A 13,072-nucleotide genomic window follows, 5' to 3' on the forward strand; every position below is an offset into this window, starting at 1 on the left:
AACGATGGCTTTTGGAATCGGTATAAATACAGAAGCCCCGGACCGGGGACCTGTCCGGGGGAAACAGGAAGATATCGCCTGCGGGTGCTGGTTTACGAGCAGGGGAAATATGTTTCCGAAGTTTATCAAATATGAGGACGAGGACGGGGTAATCCGCTCCATATCGAATATCGAAGTGCTGTATTCGGAGAAGGAGAATTTCTGCGGCATCCCTATGATGTCCTACGCGTGCCGGACGGTGTCGGAGGGGAGAGAATATTTCTTCACGCTGCTATTCCATCAGACAGAGTGCAGATGGAAGATCGTCTGGAAGGGGACGGAGTAACAAAAGGATGACAAACATATTGACAGGCTAATGAACACTAGCTATAATGGAGACATAGAAGCTAGTGTTCATTAGCCTGTTTTGGCAGAGGAGGATATCATATGCGGGAAAATCAGCTGGAAGAATATTTGAGCAAGGGTGTGGAACGGATCGTGCAGGGCATACTGAGAGCGTCGGCGGACAATCCGAAGGAGAGCCTGTTCCTGGCACGGTATGCGTCTTTGGGACGAGAGGCGGGCAGAAGGAGGGCAAAGCTTGAGGCGGCGGGAGAGCATATCCCTCCGTTCCTGATTGCCAGCATTACAGATTCATGTAACCTGCACTGCAAGGGGTGTTACGCCAGGGCGAACGTAAGCTGTATGGACAGAGGCGAAGAATTGCAGATGTCCGCGGCGCGGTGGGGAGAGGTATTCTGCCAGGCGGAAGAGGCAGGTGTCGCATTTATCCTGCTTGCAGGCGGGGAGCCGCTCCTGCGCCGGGACGTGCTGGAGCAGGCCGGCAGACACCGCAGGATACTGTTTCCTGTATTTACGAACGGGACGATGCTGGATGAAGCGTATCTGAAGCTGTTCGGCAAGAACCGAAACCTCATACCCGTCCTCAGCATAGAAGGGGAGGAAAGGCTCACGGACGAACGGAGGGGAAGCGGCGTCTACGCATCCCTGCAAAAGGCGATGGGGAGGATGAAAGAGAGCGGCATCCTGTTCGGCGCCTCGGTGACGGTCACAAGGGAGAACATGCAGGAAGTCCTGTCGGAAGAATTTACAGCACATCTGGCCCGCCAGGGATGTAAAGCCGTCATCTATGTGGAGTACGTACCCGCAGAGAAGGAGACGGAGCATCTGGCGCCGGGAGACGCAGAGCGGGCATATATGGAGCAGCGGCTGAAGATGCTGAGGGAAGCCCAGAAAGAGCTGCTGTTCGTATCCTTCCCCGGAGATGAGAAGAGCTCCGGCGGCTGCCTGGCGGCGGGAAGGGGGTTCTTCCACATCAACGCGAAGGGAGGGGCGGAGCCGTGCCCGTTCTCCCCTTTCTCGGATACGAGCCTGTTACATACGAGCCTGCGTGAAGCGCTGAAGTCCCCGTTCTTCATCCGGCTGAGGGCAGAAGGGCTGCTGACGAAGGAGCATACCGGCGGATGCGTGCTGTTCGAGCAGGAGCAGTCTGTAAAAGGATGTCTGTGAGGAGGGAGCATATGGGAACAAAAGAGCGGATCATGGAAGAAGCGCTCACCCTGTTTTCTACAAGGGGGTATGAAGGGACGAGCGTGAAGAATATTGCGGAAACTGTGGGAATAAAAGATAGCTCACTATACAAACACTATAAGAGTAAGAAAGAAATTTTTGATACAATCGTGCAGGAGATGTCCTCCAGGATGGCACACATGTCGCAGACGCTCGGCCTCCCGGACGAGGCGGATATGGAACAGGCGGTCCGGGTATACGGCAATCTGACGACGGACGGCCTTATAAAGCTGAGCCGGCAGATATTCCTGTTCTACATGAAAGACGCCTTTGCGTCCCGGTTCCGCCGGATGCTGACGATTGAGCAGTACCGGACGAGAGAGATATACGAGGTGTACCGGAAGATATTTATGGAGGACAGCATCACCTACCAGACTACTTTATTTGCACAGATGGCCAGATGGGGCGTGCTCAGGGACGCCGATCCGGCCGCCATGGCGATGAACTTCTATGCGCCGATATTCTTCCTGCTGAACAAATATGACCAGGAGCCGGGAAGAGAAGAGGAGGCGCTTGGTGAGCTTAAGCGGCATGTGCGGGAGTTTGCGAGGATATATGCGCGGTCAGAGGAGAGGTAGACGATGCAGAAAAGACTTAAGACATCGATGAAGGCTTTCGCCGCCGTAGCCGCGGCCGCCGCAGCCGACCTTGCGGTGATGCGGATATTCCTGAATATAGCGGTAGAGCGCAGATGCCGTTTTTTTAGAAGGCGGAGGGGCAGGAAGAAGGCGTACAGAGATGAGATCCGGCAGGGGATGGAATGGATGGAGAAGCAGAAGAGCGAAGCGGTTACGATAGAAAGCTTTGACGGGCTTAAGCTGAGAGGGCATTATGTAAAAGCGGAAGAGGCCCGGAGGATCATGGTCATGTTCCATGGGTGGCGGGGGACGTGGAAGCGTGACTTCGGCGCCTGCGCACGCGAACTGTACGAAGAAGGCTGCAGCCTCCTTCTTCCGGAGCAGCGGGCCCAGGGAGAGAGCGAAGGGACATACATGGGGTTCGGCATACTGGAGCGGCACGACTGCCATGCATGGCTTGACTGGGTGGAAAAGAATAACGGCAGCCATCTGCCCGTGTACCTCTACGGCGTGTCCATGGGAGCATCCACGGTACTCATGGCGGCAGGCGGCGCGCTCCCGGCATGCGTTAAGGGCATTATCGCCGACTGTGGATTCTCCTATCCGGACGACATGGTGCTGAACTTTGGCCGGAAGCATTTCCGGCTCGTGGGAGCCTGCACGGTAAAGCGTCTGACACGGTGGTGCAGAAGGAAGGCAGGATTCGGGTTCGACGACTACTCCGTGCCGGAGGCGCTGAAGGACTGTGACATACCCGTGCTGTTCATACACGGGAGAGCAGACACGTTCGTGCCGTGCAGCATGACCATCCAGAATTATGAGGCGTGCAGGGGGAGGAAGCGCCTTCTGCTCGTGGAAGGCGCGGACCACTGCGGCAGCTACCTGAAGGACCGTGAGGCATACATGGAGGCGGTGCGTTGGATCTGGGAGCAAAATGACGGAAACAAGGCAGAATAATGGAGCTGGCCCTTCTCATAGGAGATGGCTGTGCCGCATATCTAAGCATCTGCCAGGGGATGAAGAATGAAGAGAGGGCCCACAAGTGCGTGGGAAATGCGGTCGTGATGAGTACGGCGGCCCACAGTTCGCCATGCTGTCGACGCTTGCAGGCTGTATCATCAATGTGGTATTGGATCCTAAAGCCATATTTGTCCTGCACTGGGGAATGATGGGCGCTGCGGTGGCGACGGTTGCCGGCCAGGCCGTGTCGGCCCTGCTGGCAGTATGCTATCTGCTTCATACGAAGTCCTTCCGGCTCAGAAAGTCCAGCTTCCGGCCGAGGGCGGGCCTGTTCAGGCATATGCTGCCCCTCGGCGTCAGCAGCTTTCTGACGCAGGCGTCGATCGTGGTTATCATGATTGTCATGAATAATGTGCTTGTCACGTATGGGGCAAGGTCGAAATATGGCGCGGATATCCTGCTGACGGTCGTGGGCATCGTCATGAAAGTGTTCCAGATTGTCATCTCCATAGTCGTCGGAATCGCTGCGGGAGCCCAGCCTATTGTAGGCTATTGAGTTCTTTCCGCTTAAGATCATCGGGATATTCGGGAGCGAGAACGGGCTGTATAACGAGTTCGCCGTGCTGTCCTTCCGGGTGTTCCTCGGGATGATAGTGCTGTGCTGCCTGCAGAAGGCGGCAAGCATCTTCCTGCAGTCGCTCGGAAAGCCGCTCCTGTCCATGTCGCTGTCGCTTCTGAGGGAATTTGTACTGAGCGTGCCGCTTGCCCTAATCCTGTCGGGCCTGTTTGGCGTGACCGGGGCATTGTATTCTGCCCCGGCCGCGGATATCGTCTCCTTTGCGGCTGCGGTACTCTGCATAGCCCATGTATTCAAGGAGATGAAGACAGAAGAGAAGAAGCTGGAAGAGCCGTTAAAAACTTCCGTATGTCTTTCCATTCTCGAGTGATACGCCCTTCGCAGCAGCCATCTCGCTTACCGTTACGAGCTGATATCCCTGTCTGGTCAGTTCGGGAATGACGGCCAGGGCGGCATCTACGCTGAAAGAATGGATATCATGCAGCAGGATGACAGCCCCGTCACTTGCGGAGGAACGGATGGATTCTATCGTCGCCGCCGTGTCTTTCGTCTTCCAGTCAAGCGTGTCTACAGACCAGAGGACCATAGGCATTCCCGCGTCGGCCCTTACCGCGTCATTGATGGCGCCGTAAGGCGGGCGCAGGACATCGGCCGGCTGGCCGCATATATTCTGGATGGCGGCATTCGTGTCCTCGATCTGCTTTTTGATTTTCTCCGGCTTCTGCTTCGTGAGGTCGGGGTGGTTGTAAGTGTGGTTGCCGAGCTCGCAGCCGGTCTCTAACATCTTCTTTACGGCGTCCGGATATTTCGGTACGTTCATCCCCTGCATAAAGAACGTGGCATGTGCATTGTACCGCTCGAGCACGTCCAGCAGTTCCTGCGTCCGTTCTCCGGGCCCGTCGTCGAAGGTCAGGGCAATCATCGGCCTGTCCGGCTGTACAGATGCCTCCCCTTTGGACGTAAGCCGGCCATCCTTGTCAAAGGTGCACTGCTTCAGCCCGATCTGGCGCTGTCCGGTCACCATGTCCCCGTTTTCATCAAAGTAATATGTATGGCCCCCGGAAGCAAGAAAATCACCGGCCATGTATTCCCCGCTGTTCAGCCGGAATCTCTTTCCCTCCCATTTGCCCAGCTTATTCTTTACGACGAGCGTTCCGTCCTGCACGTCAAGCCTGACCCTGGAAGCCCATTTCTCTTTCATCCGCTTCTGGAAATCCTTATTCAGAATAATCTTGACGGGATATGTATTGTCCACCGATGCGTCTGCATTGTAGGACAATGTATAATATTTGCCGGAATTGAGTTCCTTGATAAAATCCTTTATCGTGAGCTTTCTCTTTTTGTCCAGCATCTTATCCGGGCTCTTGCCCTTGTAAACTGCGGTTGCCTTAAGAGCCGGCAGTTCTTCCCCCTGCGTGATTACGGCTTTGTCAAGCTTCAATGTGATGTCGATGGGCTGGGTGTATGCCCGGACCGTCAAGAATGCGGTAAACCCAAGAAGGATAGCGGCTGCACAGCTAATCCCTATCTTCAGGTTCCGGTGCAGCTTCGCTCTCTTCCTGTGCTGTGAGATCCGCCTGCTGCCTGTGTGCGTAACTGTCATCTCTGTCTGTTGATTCATCTGTATCTTATCCCCTCGTCAAATCTATACTTATCGGACTGCTGATGTAAATATCTATAAGAATACTATAGCATAATATGTCGGATTGTGACGAATGAAAACAGTAAGAAACTATTAATATTTTCTGAATGTCTGCCTTGCACTTCACGGGCAAAGAACTTATAATGGATACAGACTTTTGTGAAGGGGATATATACCATGAAATCGAGTGTACTATGCTATAATCTGAAAGGTACGAAAAAGGGAAAGCAGATTGCGATGATATTTGGCTTTCTTGGCTATAAGGTGCGCCACGTGGAAAAGGAAGAATACCACGTTCCAATCGGGGTGCTGGCCGGCGCCGATAAGATGGAAGGCGAGCGGCCGGTCTTTGAAGAGGAGGGGTTCTCCGACGAGATGCTTGTCATGAACGCCGAGTCGGAGGAGATGATGGACAAGGCCCTCTTCCTCATGCGCAAGGAAGGGCTGAAAGTAGGGCTGAAGGCGATGCTTACGCCTTCCAACCGGGAGTGGACGTCCACAGCCCTGCACGATGAGATACAGAAGGAACATGAATATATGAAGGAAATGGAAAGGAACAAGAAAGATTGAGCATCTACGAGACATTAAACGAACAGCAGCAGGAGGCGGTATACCACACAGAGGGGCCGCTTCTTATACTGGCAGGAGCCGGTTCCGGCAAGACCCGGGTCCTCACCCACAGGATTGCTTATCTCATAGAGGAAAAAGGGGTCAACCCGTGGAACATCCTGGCAATTACATTTACGAATAAAGCGGCGGGGGAGATGCGGGAACGTGTCGACGATATCGTCGGCTTCGGAGCGGAGAGCATATGGGTGAGCACGTTCCACAGCACCTGTGTGAGGATCCTGCGCCGCCATATCGACAAGCTGGGCTATGATACAAACTTTACCATCTATGACAGCGATGACCAGAAGACGCTCATGAAAGACGTGTGCAGGCTTCTCCAGATTGACACGAAGATATACAAGGAGCGCATGCTGCTTAGCGCCATATCTTCCGCAAAAGATGAGCTTGTCACGCCGGAAGAGTACCGCATAAAGGCGGAAGGCGACTACAACAAGCAGAAGACGGCCCAGGTGTATGAAGAGTATGAGAAGCAGCTGCGCGCCAACAACGCGCTGGACTTCGACGACCTGCTCGTGAAGACGGTACAGCTGTTCCAGACCCAGGCAGACATCCTGGACTATTATCAGGAGCGGTTCCGGTACATCATGGTGGATGAATACCAGGATACGAATACGGTGCAGTTTGAGCTCATACGGCTTCTCGCCTCCAAATACAGGAACCTGTGCGTCGTAGGGGACGACGACCAGTCTATCTATAAGTTCCGCGGCGCGAACATCAAGAACATCCTGAATTTTGAACAGGTGTATGAGGACGCGAAAGTGATCAAGCTGGAGCAGAACTACCGTTCCACGAGCAATATCCTCAACGCGGCCAACGCGGTCATCCGCAACAACTGCGGCAGGAAGGACAAGACGCTCTGGACGGACAACGGCGATGGAGAGAAGATTCATTTCCGGCAGTTCGATTCCGCTTACGACGAGGCGGAATACATAGTCGGAGACATCCGGGAGCACGTGGATGACGGAAGCTGTACATATAACGACAATGCCATCCTCTACCGGACGAATGCCCAGTCGCGTATGTTTGAAGAGAAGTTCGTGACTGCCAACATACCCTATAAGGTCGTGGGCGGCGTCAACTTCTATGCGAGAAGGGAGATCAAGGACCTGCTCTCCTACCTGAAGACGGTCGATAACGGGCAGGACGACCTGGCGGTGCGCAGGATTGTCAATGTCCCGAAACGGGGCATCGGGCTTACGAGCATCAACCGGGTCCAGGAATATGCGTCCACACACGAGATCGGCTTCTATGAAGCGCTCCGCGCGGTAGACCTGATTCCGAATATCGGAAGAGGAGCGTCAAGGCTTGATTCGTTCGTGGCGCTCATCGAGCATTTCAAGGCAGATGCCCTGGACATGTCCATCTTAGATCTGATGCAGGAAATCATGGACGAGACGGGATATATCGAGAGCCTGCAGGCGGAAGACAGTATCGAGGCGGAGACGCGCATCGAAAACATCGATGAGCTGATGAGCAAGATCGCGGCCTATGAGGAAGCGTGCGAGGAGGCGAACGAGCCGGCCACGCTAAGCGGATTCCTCGAGGAGGTGGCCCTTGTGGCAGACATCGACAGCCTCGACGAGAGCAGCGACTACGTAGTGCTCATGACGCTGCACAGTGCAAAGGGGCTCGAGTTCCCGAAGGTATATCTGGCCGGGCTGGAAGACGGCATCTTCCCAAGCTATATGACGATAACCGCAGATGATCCGGAGGAAGTGGAAGAAGAAAGACGCCTCTGCTATGTGGGCATCACGAGGGCGAAGCAAGAGCTGACGCTCACCTGTGCCAGAAGGCGGATGATACGCGGGGAGACGCAGTACAACAAGATGTCCCGGTTCCTGAAGGAGATACCGATGGACCTGCTCGCCACGGGAGCCGTGTTCGAGAAAGACGACGAGCCGCCGAAGCAGAGCGCATACGCCCAGGCAAGGCAGACGTTTAGGACCAGGGCCTTCGCAGGAGCCGCAAAGCCGGTCAGGCAGTTTGCCGTCCCGGAAGGGAACGGGCCGGGCTACGGCATAGGCGACCGGGTGCGCCATATCAAGTTCGGCGCAGGCACGGTCACGGCCATCACGGAGGGCGGCCGGGACTATGAAGTGACGGTCGATTTTGACGGGCCGGGCACGAAAAAAATGTTTGCCACGTTTGCCAGGCTGGAAAAGATATAAATGGATAAAAGTTGGCAATTTTGGCATAAATATATAGTAATCTCAAATTGATAGTGTTATAATAAGGTCAATAATTGAACTTGCATTGACAAGCAGGAGAAAGGATGTGGGAGCATGAGTAAGGTAGAGGATTTTATTGCAGCAACGAAGCTGAGCGAGCTGGTTAATAAAAAGGAAGATGACAAGCACTGTAAGACAGTTCTCTGGGTTCTTGCCATTGTAGGCGCAGTTGCTGCTGTCGCGGGAATCGCATACGCTGTATATTGTTTCTTTACACCAGATTATCTGGAAGACTTTGAAGAAGATTTTGAGGATGATTTTGATGATAATTTCTTCAATGACGAAGATCAGGTATAGAAGAACAACGTGGAAACTATAAGAGAGAAGCGGGCTGGAGCCATCAGGTTATCCTGCCTGCTTTTTATGTGACAGGGGAAAATCCCGTGTCGGACGGCAGGCCCTTTGAACGTGGGACTCTGCCAGGGAAAGGAAATGAATTATGGATGAACAGTTTTTTGCACTGCTGATTGACGCGGACAACATATCCGCAAAGTATATCAAACCGATACTGACGGAACTGTCCAAGTACGGAAACATAACATACAAAAGAATATACGGGGACTGGACGAGCACCCAGCATTCCAAGTGGAAGGACGAGCTGCTGACCAACTCGATTACGCCAATCCAGCAGTTCAGCTACACGCAGGGGAAGAATGCCACCGACTCGGCCATGATTATCGATGCCATGGACATCCTATACACGAATGACGTGGACGGCTTCTGCATCGTGTCCAGCGACAGCGATTTTACCCGCCTCGTCAGCCGCTTGAGAGAGAGCGGCAAGCTCGTGATCGGCATGGGCGAGAACAAGACGCCGGAGCCGTTCCGCAAGGCGTGCGACAAGTTCACCATACTGGAGAACCTGCTGAACGAGCCGGTGCCGGGTGAGGAAGAGGAGCTGGAAGAGACGGAAGAGCTGCACGGCGGGCTCCGTGTAGAACGGATTGAAGATGAGATCATCAAGATGATCATCGAGAACCAGGACAACAACAAGCAGACCGGGCTCGGAGAGGTGGGCAGCCGCCTCGTCAGCCTGTACCCTGACTTTGACGTAAGAAGCTACGGATACAACATGCTCTCCCGTTTCCTAGAGGATTTCACAAGGATCCAGCTCGTAAAGAAGGGCAACTTCATGTCCGTCACGCTCAAGGAAGACAAAGGGATGAAAGAAGACATAGACCGCTTCGTGCTGAAGCTTGTAAAGGAAGCGGGAAAGGACGGGATTGAACTGAGCATCCTCGGCAACCGCGTATATGAGAAATATAAGAACTTCAAGATAAGCGATTACGGATATTCCCAGTTCAGCCAGTATATAAAGAGCCTGCGCAGCGTACAGGTGCAGCAGGACAAGACGATAATGAAAGCAAAATACACAGACCAAGGCAAGACAGAGAGGTAGAAGGAAGATGAAAAAAGGGCAGGTATACGAAGGAACGATAGAATCAGTTGAATTCCCCAACAAGGGGAAGGTATTCCTACCTGATGAAGATAAGACGGTGATAGTGAAAAACGGCATTCCGGGACAGAAGGTGAAGTTCTCTGTCAACAAGATTCGCAAAGGGAAGGCAGAGGGCAGCATACTGGAAGTGCTTCGTCCGTCCGAGGTGGAGATAGAGCCGGCCTGCACGCATTTCGGTCAGTGCGGCGGCTGCACCTACCAGAACCTCCCCTATGAGGAGCAGCTGAAGCTGAAGGAGTCCCAAGTCAAGGCCATGATGGATGAGGCCGTGGACGGGGACTACGTGTGGGAGGGAATCAAGCCGAGCCCTGCCCGGCAGGAGTACCGCAACAAGATGGAATTCTCCTTTGGGGACGAATATAAAGACGGCCCCCTGGCCCTTGGCATGCACAAAAGGGGCAGCTTCCACGACATTGTAAATGTGGAAGGCTGCAGGATTGTAGATGAAGACTACAGGAAGATACTGGCCTGTACGCTGGAGTATGCGAGAAACTCCGGCCTCCCTTATTACCACCGCATGAGACATACCGGATATTTCCGCCATCTGCTCGTAAGAAAGGCAGTGAAGACGGGGGAGATTCTTATCGATGTCGTCACCACTTCGGAATATGATTTTGACGGAAGCTTCCGCGGGGACAAGTGGGCGGACGAGCTGCTGGCCCTTCCGCTGGATGGAAAGATTGCCGGTATCCTACACACGAAGAATGACAGCGTGGCGGATGTGGTGAAGGATGAAGGGACGGATATCGTGTACGGCCAGGACTGCTTCTATGAAGAGCTGCTGGGGCTGAAATTCAAGATTACGCCGTTCTCCTTTTTCCAGACGAACTCCCTCGGCGCGGAGGTGCTGTACGAGACGGTCAGAGCGTATATCGGCGAGACGAAGGACAAGGTGATCTTCGACCTGTACAGCGGAACCGGGACGATAGCCCAGATACTTGCCCCGGTGGCAAAACGGGTGGTCGGCGTGGAGATAGTGGAAGAGGCCGTGGAGGCGGCGAAGGAGAATGCGGCATGGAATGGCCTTGACAACTGCACGTTCTGGGCCGGTGATGTGCTGAAGGTAATCGACGGCCTTGGGGAAGTGCCGGACCTGATCGTGCTGGATCCGCCAAGGGACGGCGTGCACCCGAAAGCACTGGAGAAGATAACGAACTTCGGCGTGGAGAAGATAGTGTACATCGCGTGTAAGCCGACGAGCCTTGCAAGGGATCTGGAGATGATGCAGGGGAGAGGGTACCGGGTGGAGCGGATGGCTTGTGTGGATCTGTTTCCGGGGACGGTGCATATAGAGACGGTTGCGCTCTTGACCCGTAAAAAGGATGTAGAAAGAATCGACATTGAAATGACTGTGGATAAGGAAGATGTAACGGAGAAAGCCACATATCAGAAGATTAAGGAGTATGTGAAGGAAAAGTATGGACTGAATGTGCATACGAAGTATATCGCGGAAGTGAAGAGAAAACATGGATTGCCTATGCATGACGCACCGAATAGGGTGGATGTGCCGAAAAGAGCGTATCTGGGATGCCCGGAAGAGAAGGTTAAAGCGATAGAAGATGCATTAAGATATTATAATATAATAATATAAACAAGGAGACTATTGTAATTAATTATTTTATTACAATAGTCTTCTTGTTTTAATGTATTTTTAATGCTTCATCATTAAATTGAGGAATACAATCTAAAGTCCCATCGAAAAGAGCGGTATACACTTTTTTATCTGAACGGAGTTGATAACGTTCTAATGGATTGATCAAAGAGGCACCAGTAGAATCTTTTATAACAAAGGTTATTTCATCATTCCGTAAAATCTCAGATGCTAATAAACGAGACTCATGACTTGTAATTATTAACTGGGTATTCTTTTGTTGAGCTTTTTCTAGAAAAAGCTCAATTATTTTAGTTGTTAGTACAGGATGTAGACAACGATCCATCTCATCAATAATAAATACATGGTCATCAGATGAATTAAGTAAAATTTCAATTAAATCAAGTAAACGCACAGTACCATCAGATTCCTCTTTTAAGGAGAAAAACGTTCCTGATTCATGAGCAAATTCAATCGTAGTAATCTTGATATTATCAGATTCATCAATTTCAAAAGTGTAGAATTCTTTATAAGCTCTCGCAATAATGGCTGGATTCACATATTTTTCAAGCTTTTTGGCTCTGACATTTGCCTTTTCTAAATCTGTTTTAATATCAACGAACATTTCTTCCGGTATTTTGCTTTTTACGGTCTCTAATGATACTTCTGCAATATTAGAAGTAGTAATTCCAGTACCTAGAGCATTCAATAAATTGGTTATTTCATTAATATTTGAATTTGATAAGTATGGATAACCTGTTAGAATTCCATCAGGAAAACTAATGCTTACATTATTTGAAAACCATTTAAATATTTTTCGTAAAATCCCTAATTCTTTATATTGTCTATATAAATTGGATTTATTTTTATTAATTAAGTTTAAAAATAGAACTTCATCATCTTCTAAACTATCTTCTCCATATGTGTTTATCCTTTCGCCACCTTTTTTTGAACTAAAAAAATCACCAGTAACAAATTTCTTGTTTTTAGTGTCTCTAAAAAATAATAATTTTTCTAATCCACTTTTGGTATAATATGAAAGTTTTTCTTGTAGTATAGAACCTTTATATAAAATAGCTGAAAAAAAATATTTGAAATGTTTTCCATCACACAGAAATTCTATTTCAAATTCAGAAGGAATATTTTGATTTTCAGAAGCCTGACGAAAATATTTTTGTGAGAAACCTAATGGCCAATCTTCTGTAATTATAGTTTTTACAAAATTAAATGCTTGAATAAGATTAGATTTACCTGATGCATTCGAGCCATATATAGTATTGCATTTGGTTAGTTTGAGTTTAGAATGGTGAAAAAGTCGTTCGGCATTTTTTCTCGCTTTATTTGCTGACATTGAAAATGTTTGGGCTTCATTAAAAGATAAAAAGTTTGAAACTGTAAAATTTATTATCATTTTTTTACTCCTATTAATTAGTGTATGTTTAGATGATATATAAATTAAACGAAAAAGTCAATGAAAAATATTACAAATAAAAAATATACAATAAAATATAACAAGATAAAACGATAAAATCGATTAAAATAAGAAAAAATGTTGACTAAAGAACGTATGTGTGGTATTTTGAATATATAAAGTACAACGGAGGATTTGATTTATGGAATTAAAAGTTAATAAGGAATCGAAAACAGGGTTAAATACGGAATTTATTAATCTAGAGTCTGGTAGAAAGGTTTCGCTACAGCATGCTATAGAGCAAATTGAGAAAAGCAATCCTAATTATAAAAATTATGAAACCGTTACAAAAGCAAATGGTACAACTTATGTAAGGTCTAAAGCTGATGGAAGTTTAAAAAATAATATAGAATAAAGGAGACAGGGG

The 13,072-nt window shown here is 50.0% G+C and carries 12 protein-coding genes and 1 pseudogene; 11 read left to right on the forward strand and 2 right to left on the reverse strand.

What is annotated here, in order from left to right; translation table 11 throughout:
• Nucleotides 1-4 precede the first annotated feature (4 nt).
• The 5 genes and pseudogenes from E1963_RS00450 to E1963_RS22450 all read left to right on the forward strand — a co-directional run.
• Nucleotides 5-325: a hypothetical protein gene (locus E1963_RS00450; RefSeq protein ID WP_132273870.1), complete on the forward strand. Its 321-nt coding sequence runs from the start codon at nucleotides 5-7 to the stop codon at nucleotides 323-325.
• A gap of 101 nt (nucleotides 326-426) precedes the next feature.
• Nucleotides 427-1,509, forward strand: coding sequence for a radical SAM/SPASM domain-containing protein (locus tag E1963_RS00455; protein WP_132273873.1), 1,083 nt, complete (start codon nucleotides 427-429; stop codon nucleotides 1,507-1,509).
• A gap of 11 nt (nucleotides 1,510-1,520) precedes the next feature.
• The gene (locus tag E1963_RS00460; RefSeq protein ID WP_132273876.1) at nucleotides 1,521-2,147 is read left to right on the forward strand and encodes a TetR/AcrR family transcriptional regulator; all 627 of its coding nucleotides are present in this window, start codon (nucleotides 1,521-1,523) and stop codon (nucleotides 2,145-2,147) included.
• Nucleotides 2,148-2,150: 3 nt separating this feature from the next.
• Entirely contained in the window at nucleotides 2,151-3,104 is a 954-nt protein-coding gene (locus E1963_RS00465) for an alpha/beta hydrolase (RefSeq protein ID WP_132273878.1), read from the forward strand.
• A pseudogene (locus tag E1963_RS22450) lies at nucleotides 3,104-4,054 on the forward strand (MATE family efflux transporter); the annotation flags it as partial. The gene E1963_RS00465 and the pseudogene E1963_RS22450, both read left to right, overlap by 1 nt.
• Here the strand turns inward: E1963_RS22450 and E1963_RS00480 are convergent.
• Entirely contained in the window at nucleotides 4,019-5,305 is a 1,287-nt protein-coding gene (locus E1963_RS00480; RefSeq protein WP_132273880.1) for a polysaccharide deacetylase family protein, read from the reverse strand. The pseudogene E1963_RS22450 and the gene E1963_RS00480 sit on opposite strands and share 36 nt — an antisense overlap.
• 198 nt (nucleotides 5,306-5,503) lie before the next feature.
• Between E1963_RS00480 and E1963_RS00485 the strand changes: the two genes are divergently transcribed.
• The 5 genes from E1963_RS00485 to rlmD all read left to right on the forward strand — a co-directional run bounded on the left by E1963_RS00485 (nucleotide 5,504) and on the right by rlmD (nucleotide 11,234).
• The gene (locus tag E1963_RS00485; protein ID WP_132273883.1) at nucleotides 5,504-5,896 is read left to right on the forward strand and encodes a DUF3783 domain-containing protein; all 393 of its coding nucleotides are present in this window, start codon (nucleotides 5,504-5,506) and stop codon (nucleotides 5,894-5,896) included.
• Nucleotides 5,893-8,124, forward strand: a complete 2,232-nt coding sequence (pcrA, locus tag E1963_RS00490; RefSeq protein WP_132273885.1) for a DNA helicase PcrA — start codon at nucleotides 5,893-5,895, stop codon at nucleotides 8,122-8,124. The genes E1963_RS00485 and pcrA overlap by 4 nt, the downstream gene beginning before the upstream one ends.
• Before the next feature lie 114 nt (nucleotides 8,125-8,238).
• On the forward strand, nucleotides 8,239-8,481 hold the full coding sequence (locus E1963_RS00495; RefSeq protein WP_006442223.1) for a hypothetical protein: 243 nt from the start codon (nucleotides 8,239-8,241) through the stop codon (nucleotides 8,479-8,481).
• Nucleotides 8,482-8,623: 142 nt separating this feature from the next.
• Nucleotides 8,624-9,583 (forward strand): NYN domain-containing protein, encoded by a 960-nt coding sequence (locus E1963_RS00500; RefSeq protein ID WP_132273888.1) that lies wholly within the window; start codon nucleotides 8,624-8,626, stop codon nucleotides 9,581-9,583.
• Nucleotides 9,584-9,590: 7 nt separating this feature from the next.
• The gene (gene rlmD / locus E1963_RS00505) at nucleotides 9,591-11,234 is read left to right on the forward strand and encodes a 23S rRNA (uracil(1939)-C(5))-methyltransferase RlmD (RefSeq protein ID WP_132273891.1); all 1,644 of its coding nucleotides are present in this window, start codon (nucleotides 9,591-9,593) and stop codon (nucleotides 11,232-11,234) included.
• 49 nt (nucleotides 11,235-11,283) lie between these two features.
• Here the strand turns inward: rlmD and E1963_RS00510 are convergent, their stop codons facing one another.
• Nucleotides 11,284-12,645 (reverse strand): AAA family ATPase, encoded by a 1,362-nt coding sequence (locus tag E1963_RS00510; RefSeq protein ID WP_132273893.1) that lies wholly within the window; start codon nucleotides 12,643-12,645, stop codon nucleotides 11,284-11,286.
• 202 nt (nucleotides 12,646-12,847) lie between these two features.
• Between E1963_RS00510 and E1963_RS00515 the strand changes: the two genes are divergently transcribed.
• Nucleotides 12,848-13,060 carry a DUF3892 domain-containing protein gene (locus E1963_RS00515; RefSeq protein WP_132273896.1) on the forward strand — a complete coding sequence of 71 codons (213 nt, stop codon included), beginning with the start codon at nucleotides 12,848-12,850 and terminating at the stop codon, nucleotides 13,058-13,060.
• Nucleotides 13,061-13,072: the final 12 nt, after the last annotated feature.

Source organism: Extibacter muris (genome assembly GCF_004345005.1).
Taxonomy (GTDB): Bacteria; Bacillota; Clostridia; order Lachnospirales; family Lachnospiraceae; genus Extibacter; species Extibacter muris.

What these genes read in the sequence shown, in the direction of transcription:
- E1963_RS00450 (WP_132273870.1), top strand. Translation starts at nt 5, where the DNA reads ATGGCTTTTGGAATCGGTATAAATACAGAAGCCCCGGACCGGGGACCT.
- E1963_RS00455 (WP_132273873.1), top strand. Translation starts at nt 427, where the DNA reads ATGCGGGAAAATCAGCTGGAAGAATATTTGAGCAAGGGTGTGGAACGG.
- E1963_RS00460 (WP_132273876.1), top strand. Translation starts at nt 1,521, where the DNA reads ATGGGAACAAAAGAGCGGATCATGGAAGAAGCGCTCACCCTGTTTTCT.
- E1963_RS00465 (WP_132273878.1), top strand. Translation starts at nt 2,151, where the DNA reads ATGCAGAAAAGACTTAAGACATCGATGAAGGCTTTCGCCGCCGTAGCC.
- E1963_RS00480 (WP_132273880.1), bottom strand. Translation starts at nt 5,305, where the DNA reads ATGAATCAACAGACAGAGATGACAGTTACGCACACAGGCAGCAGGCGG.
- E1963_RS00485 (WP_132273883.1), top strand. Translation starts at nt 5,504, where the DNA reads ATGAAATCGAGTGTACTATGCTATAATCTGAAAGGTACGAAAAAGGGA.
- E1963_RS00495 (WP_006442223.1), top strand. Translation starts at nt 8,239, where the DNA reads ATGAGTAAGGTAGAGGATTTTATTGCAGCAACGAAGCTGAGCGAGCTG.
- E1963_RS00500 (WP_132273888.1), top strand. Translation starts at nt 8,624, where the DNA reads ATGGATGAACAGTTTTTTGCACTGCTGATTGACGCGGACAACATATCC.
- rlmD (WP_132273891.1), top strand. Translation starts at nt 9,591, where the DNA reads ATGAAAAAAGGGCAGGTATACGAAGGAACGATAGAATCAGTTGAATTC.
- E1963_RS00510 (WP_132273893.1), bottom strand. Translation starts at nt 12,645, where the DNA reads ATGATAATAAATTTTACAGTTTCAAACTTTTTATCTTTTAATGAAGCC.
- E1963_RS00515 (WP_132273896.1), top strand. Translation starts at nt 12,848, where the DNA reads ATGGAATTAAAAGTTAATAAGGAATCGAAAACAGGGTTAAATACGGAA.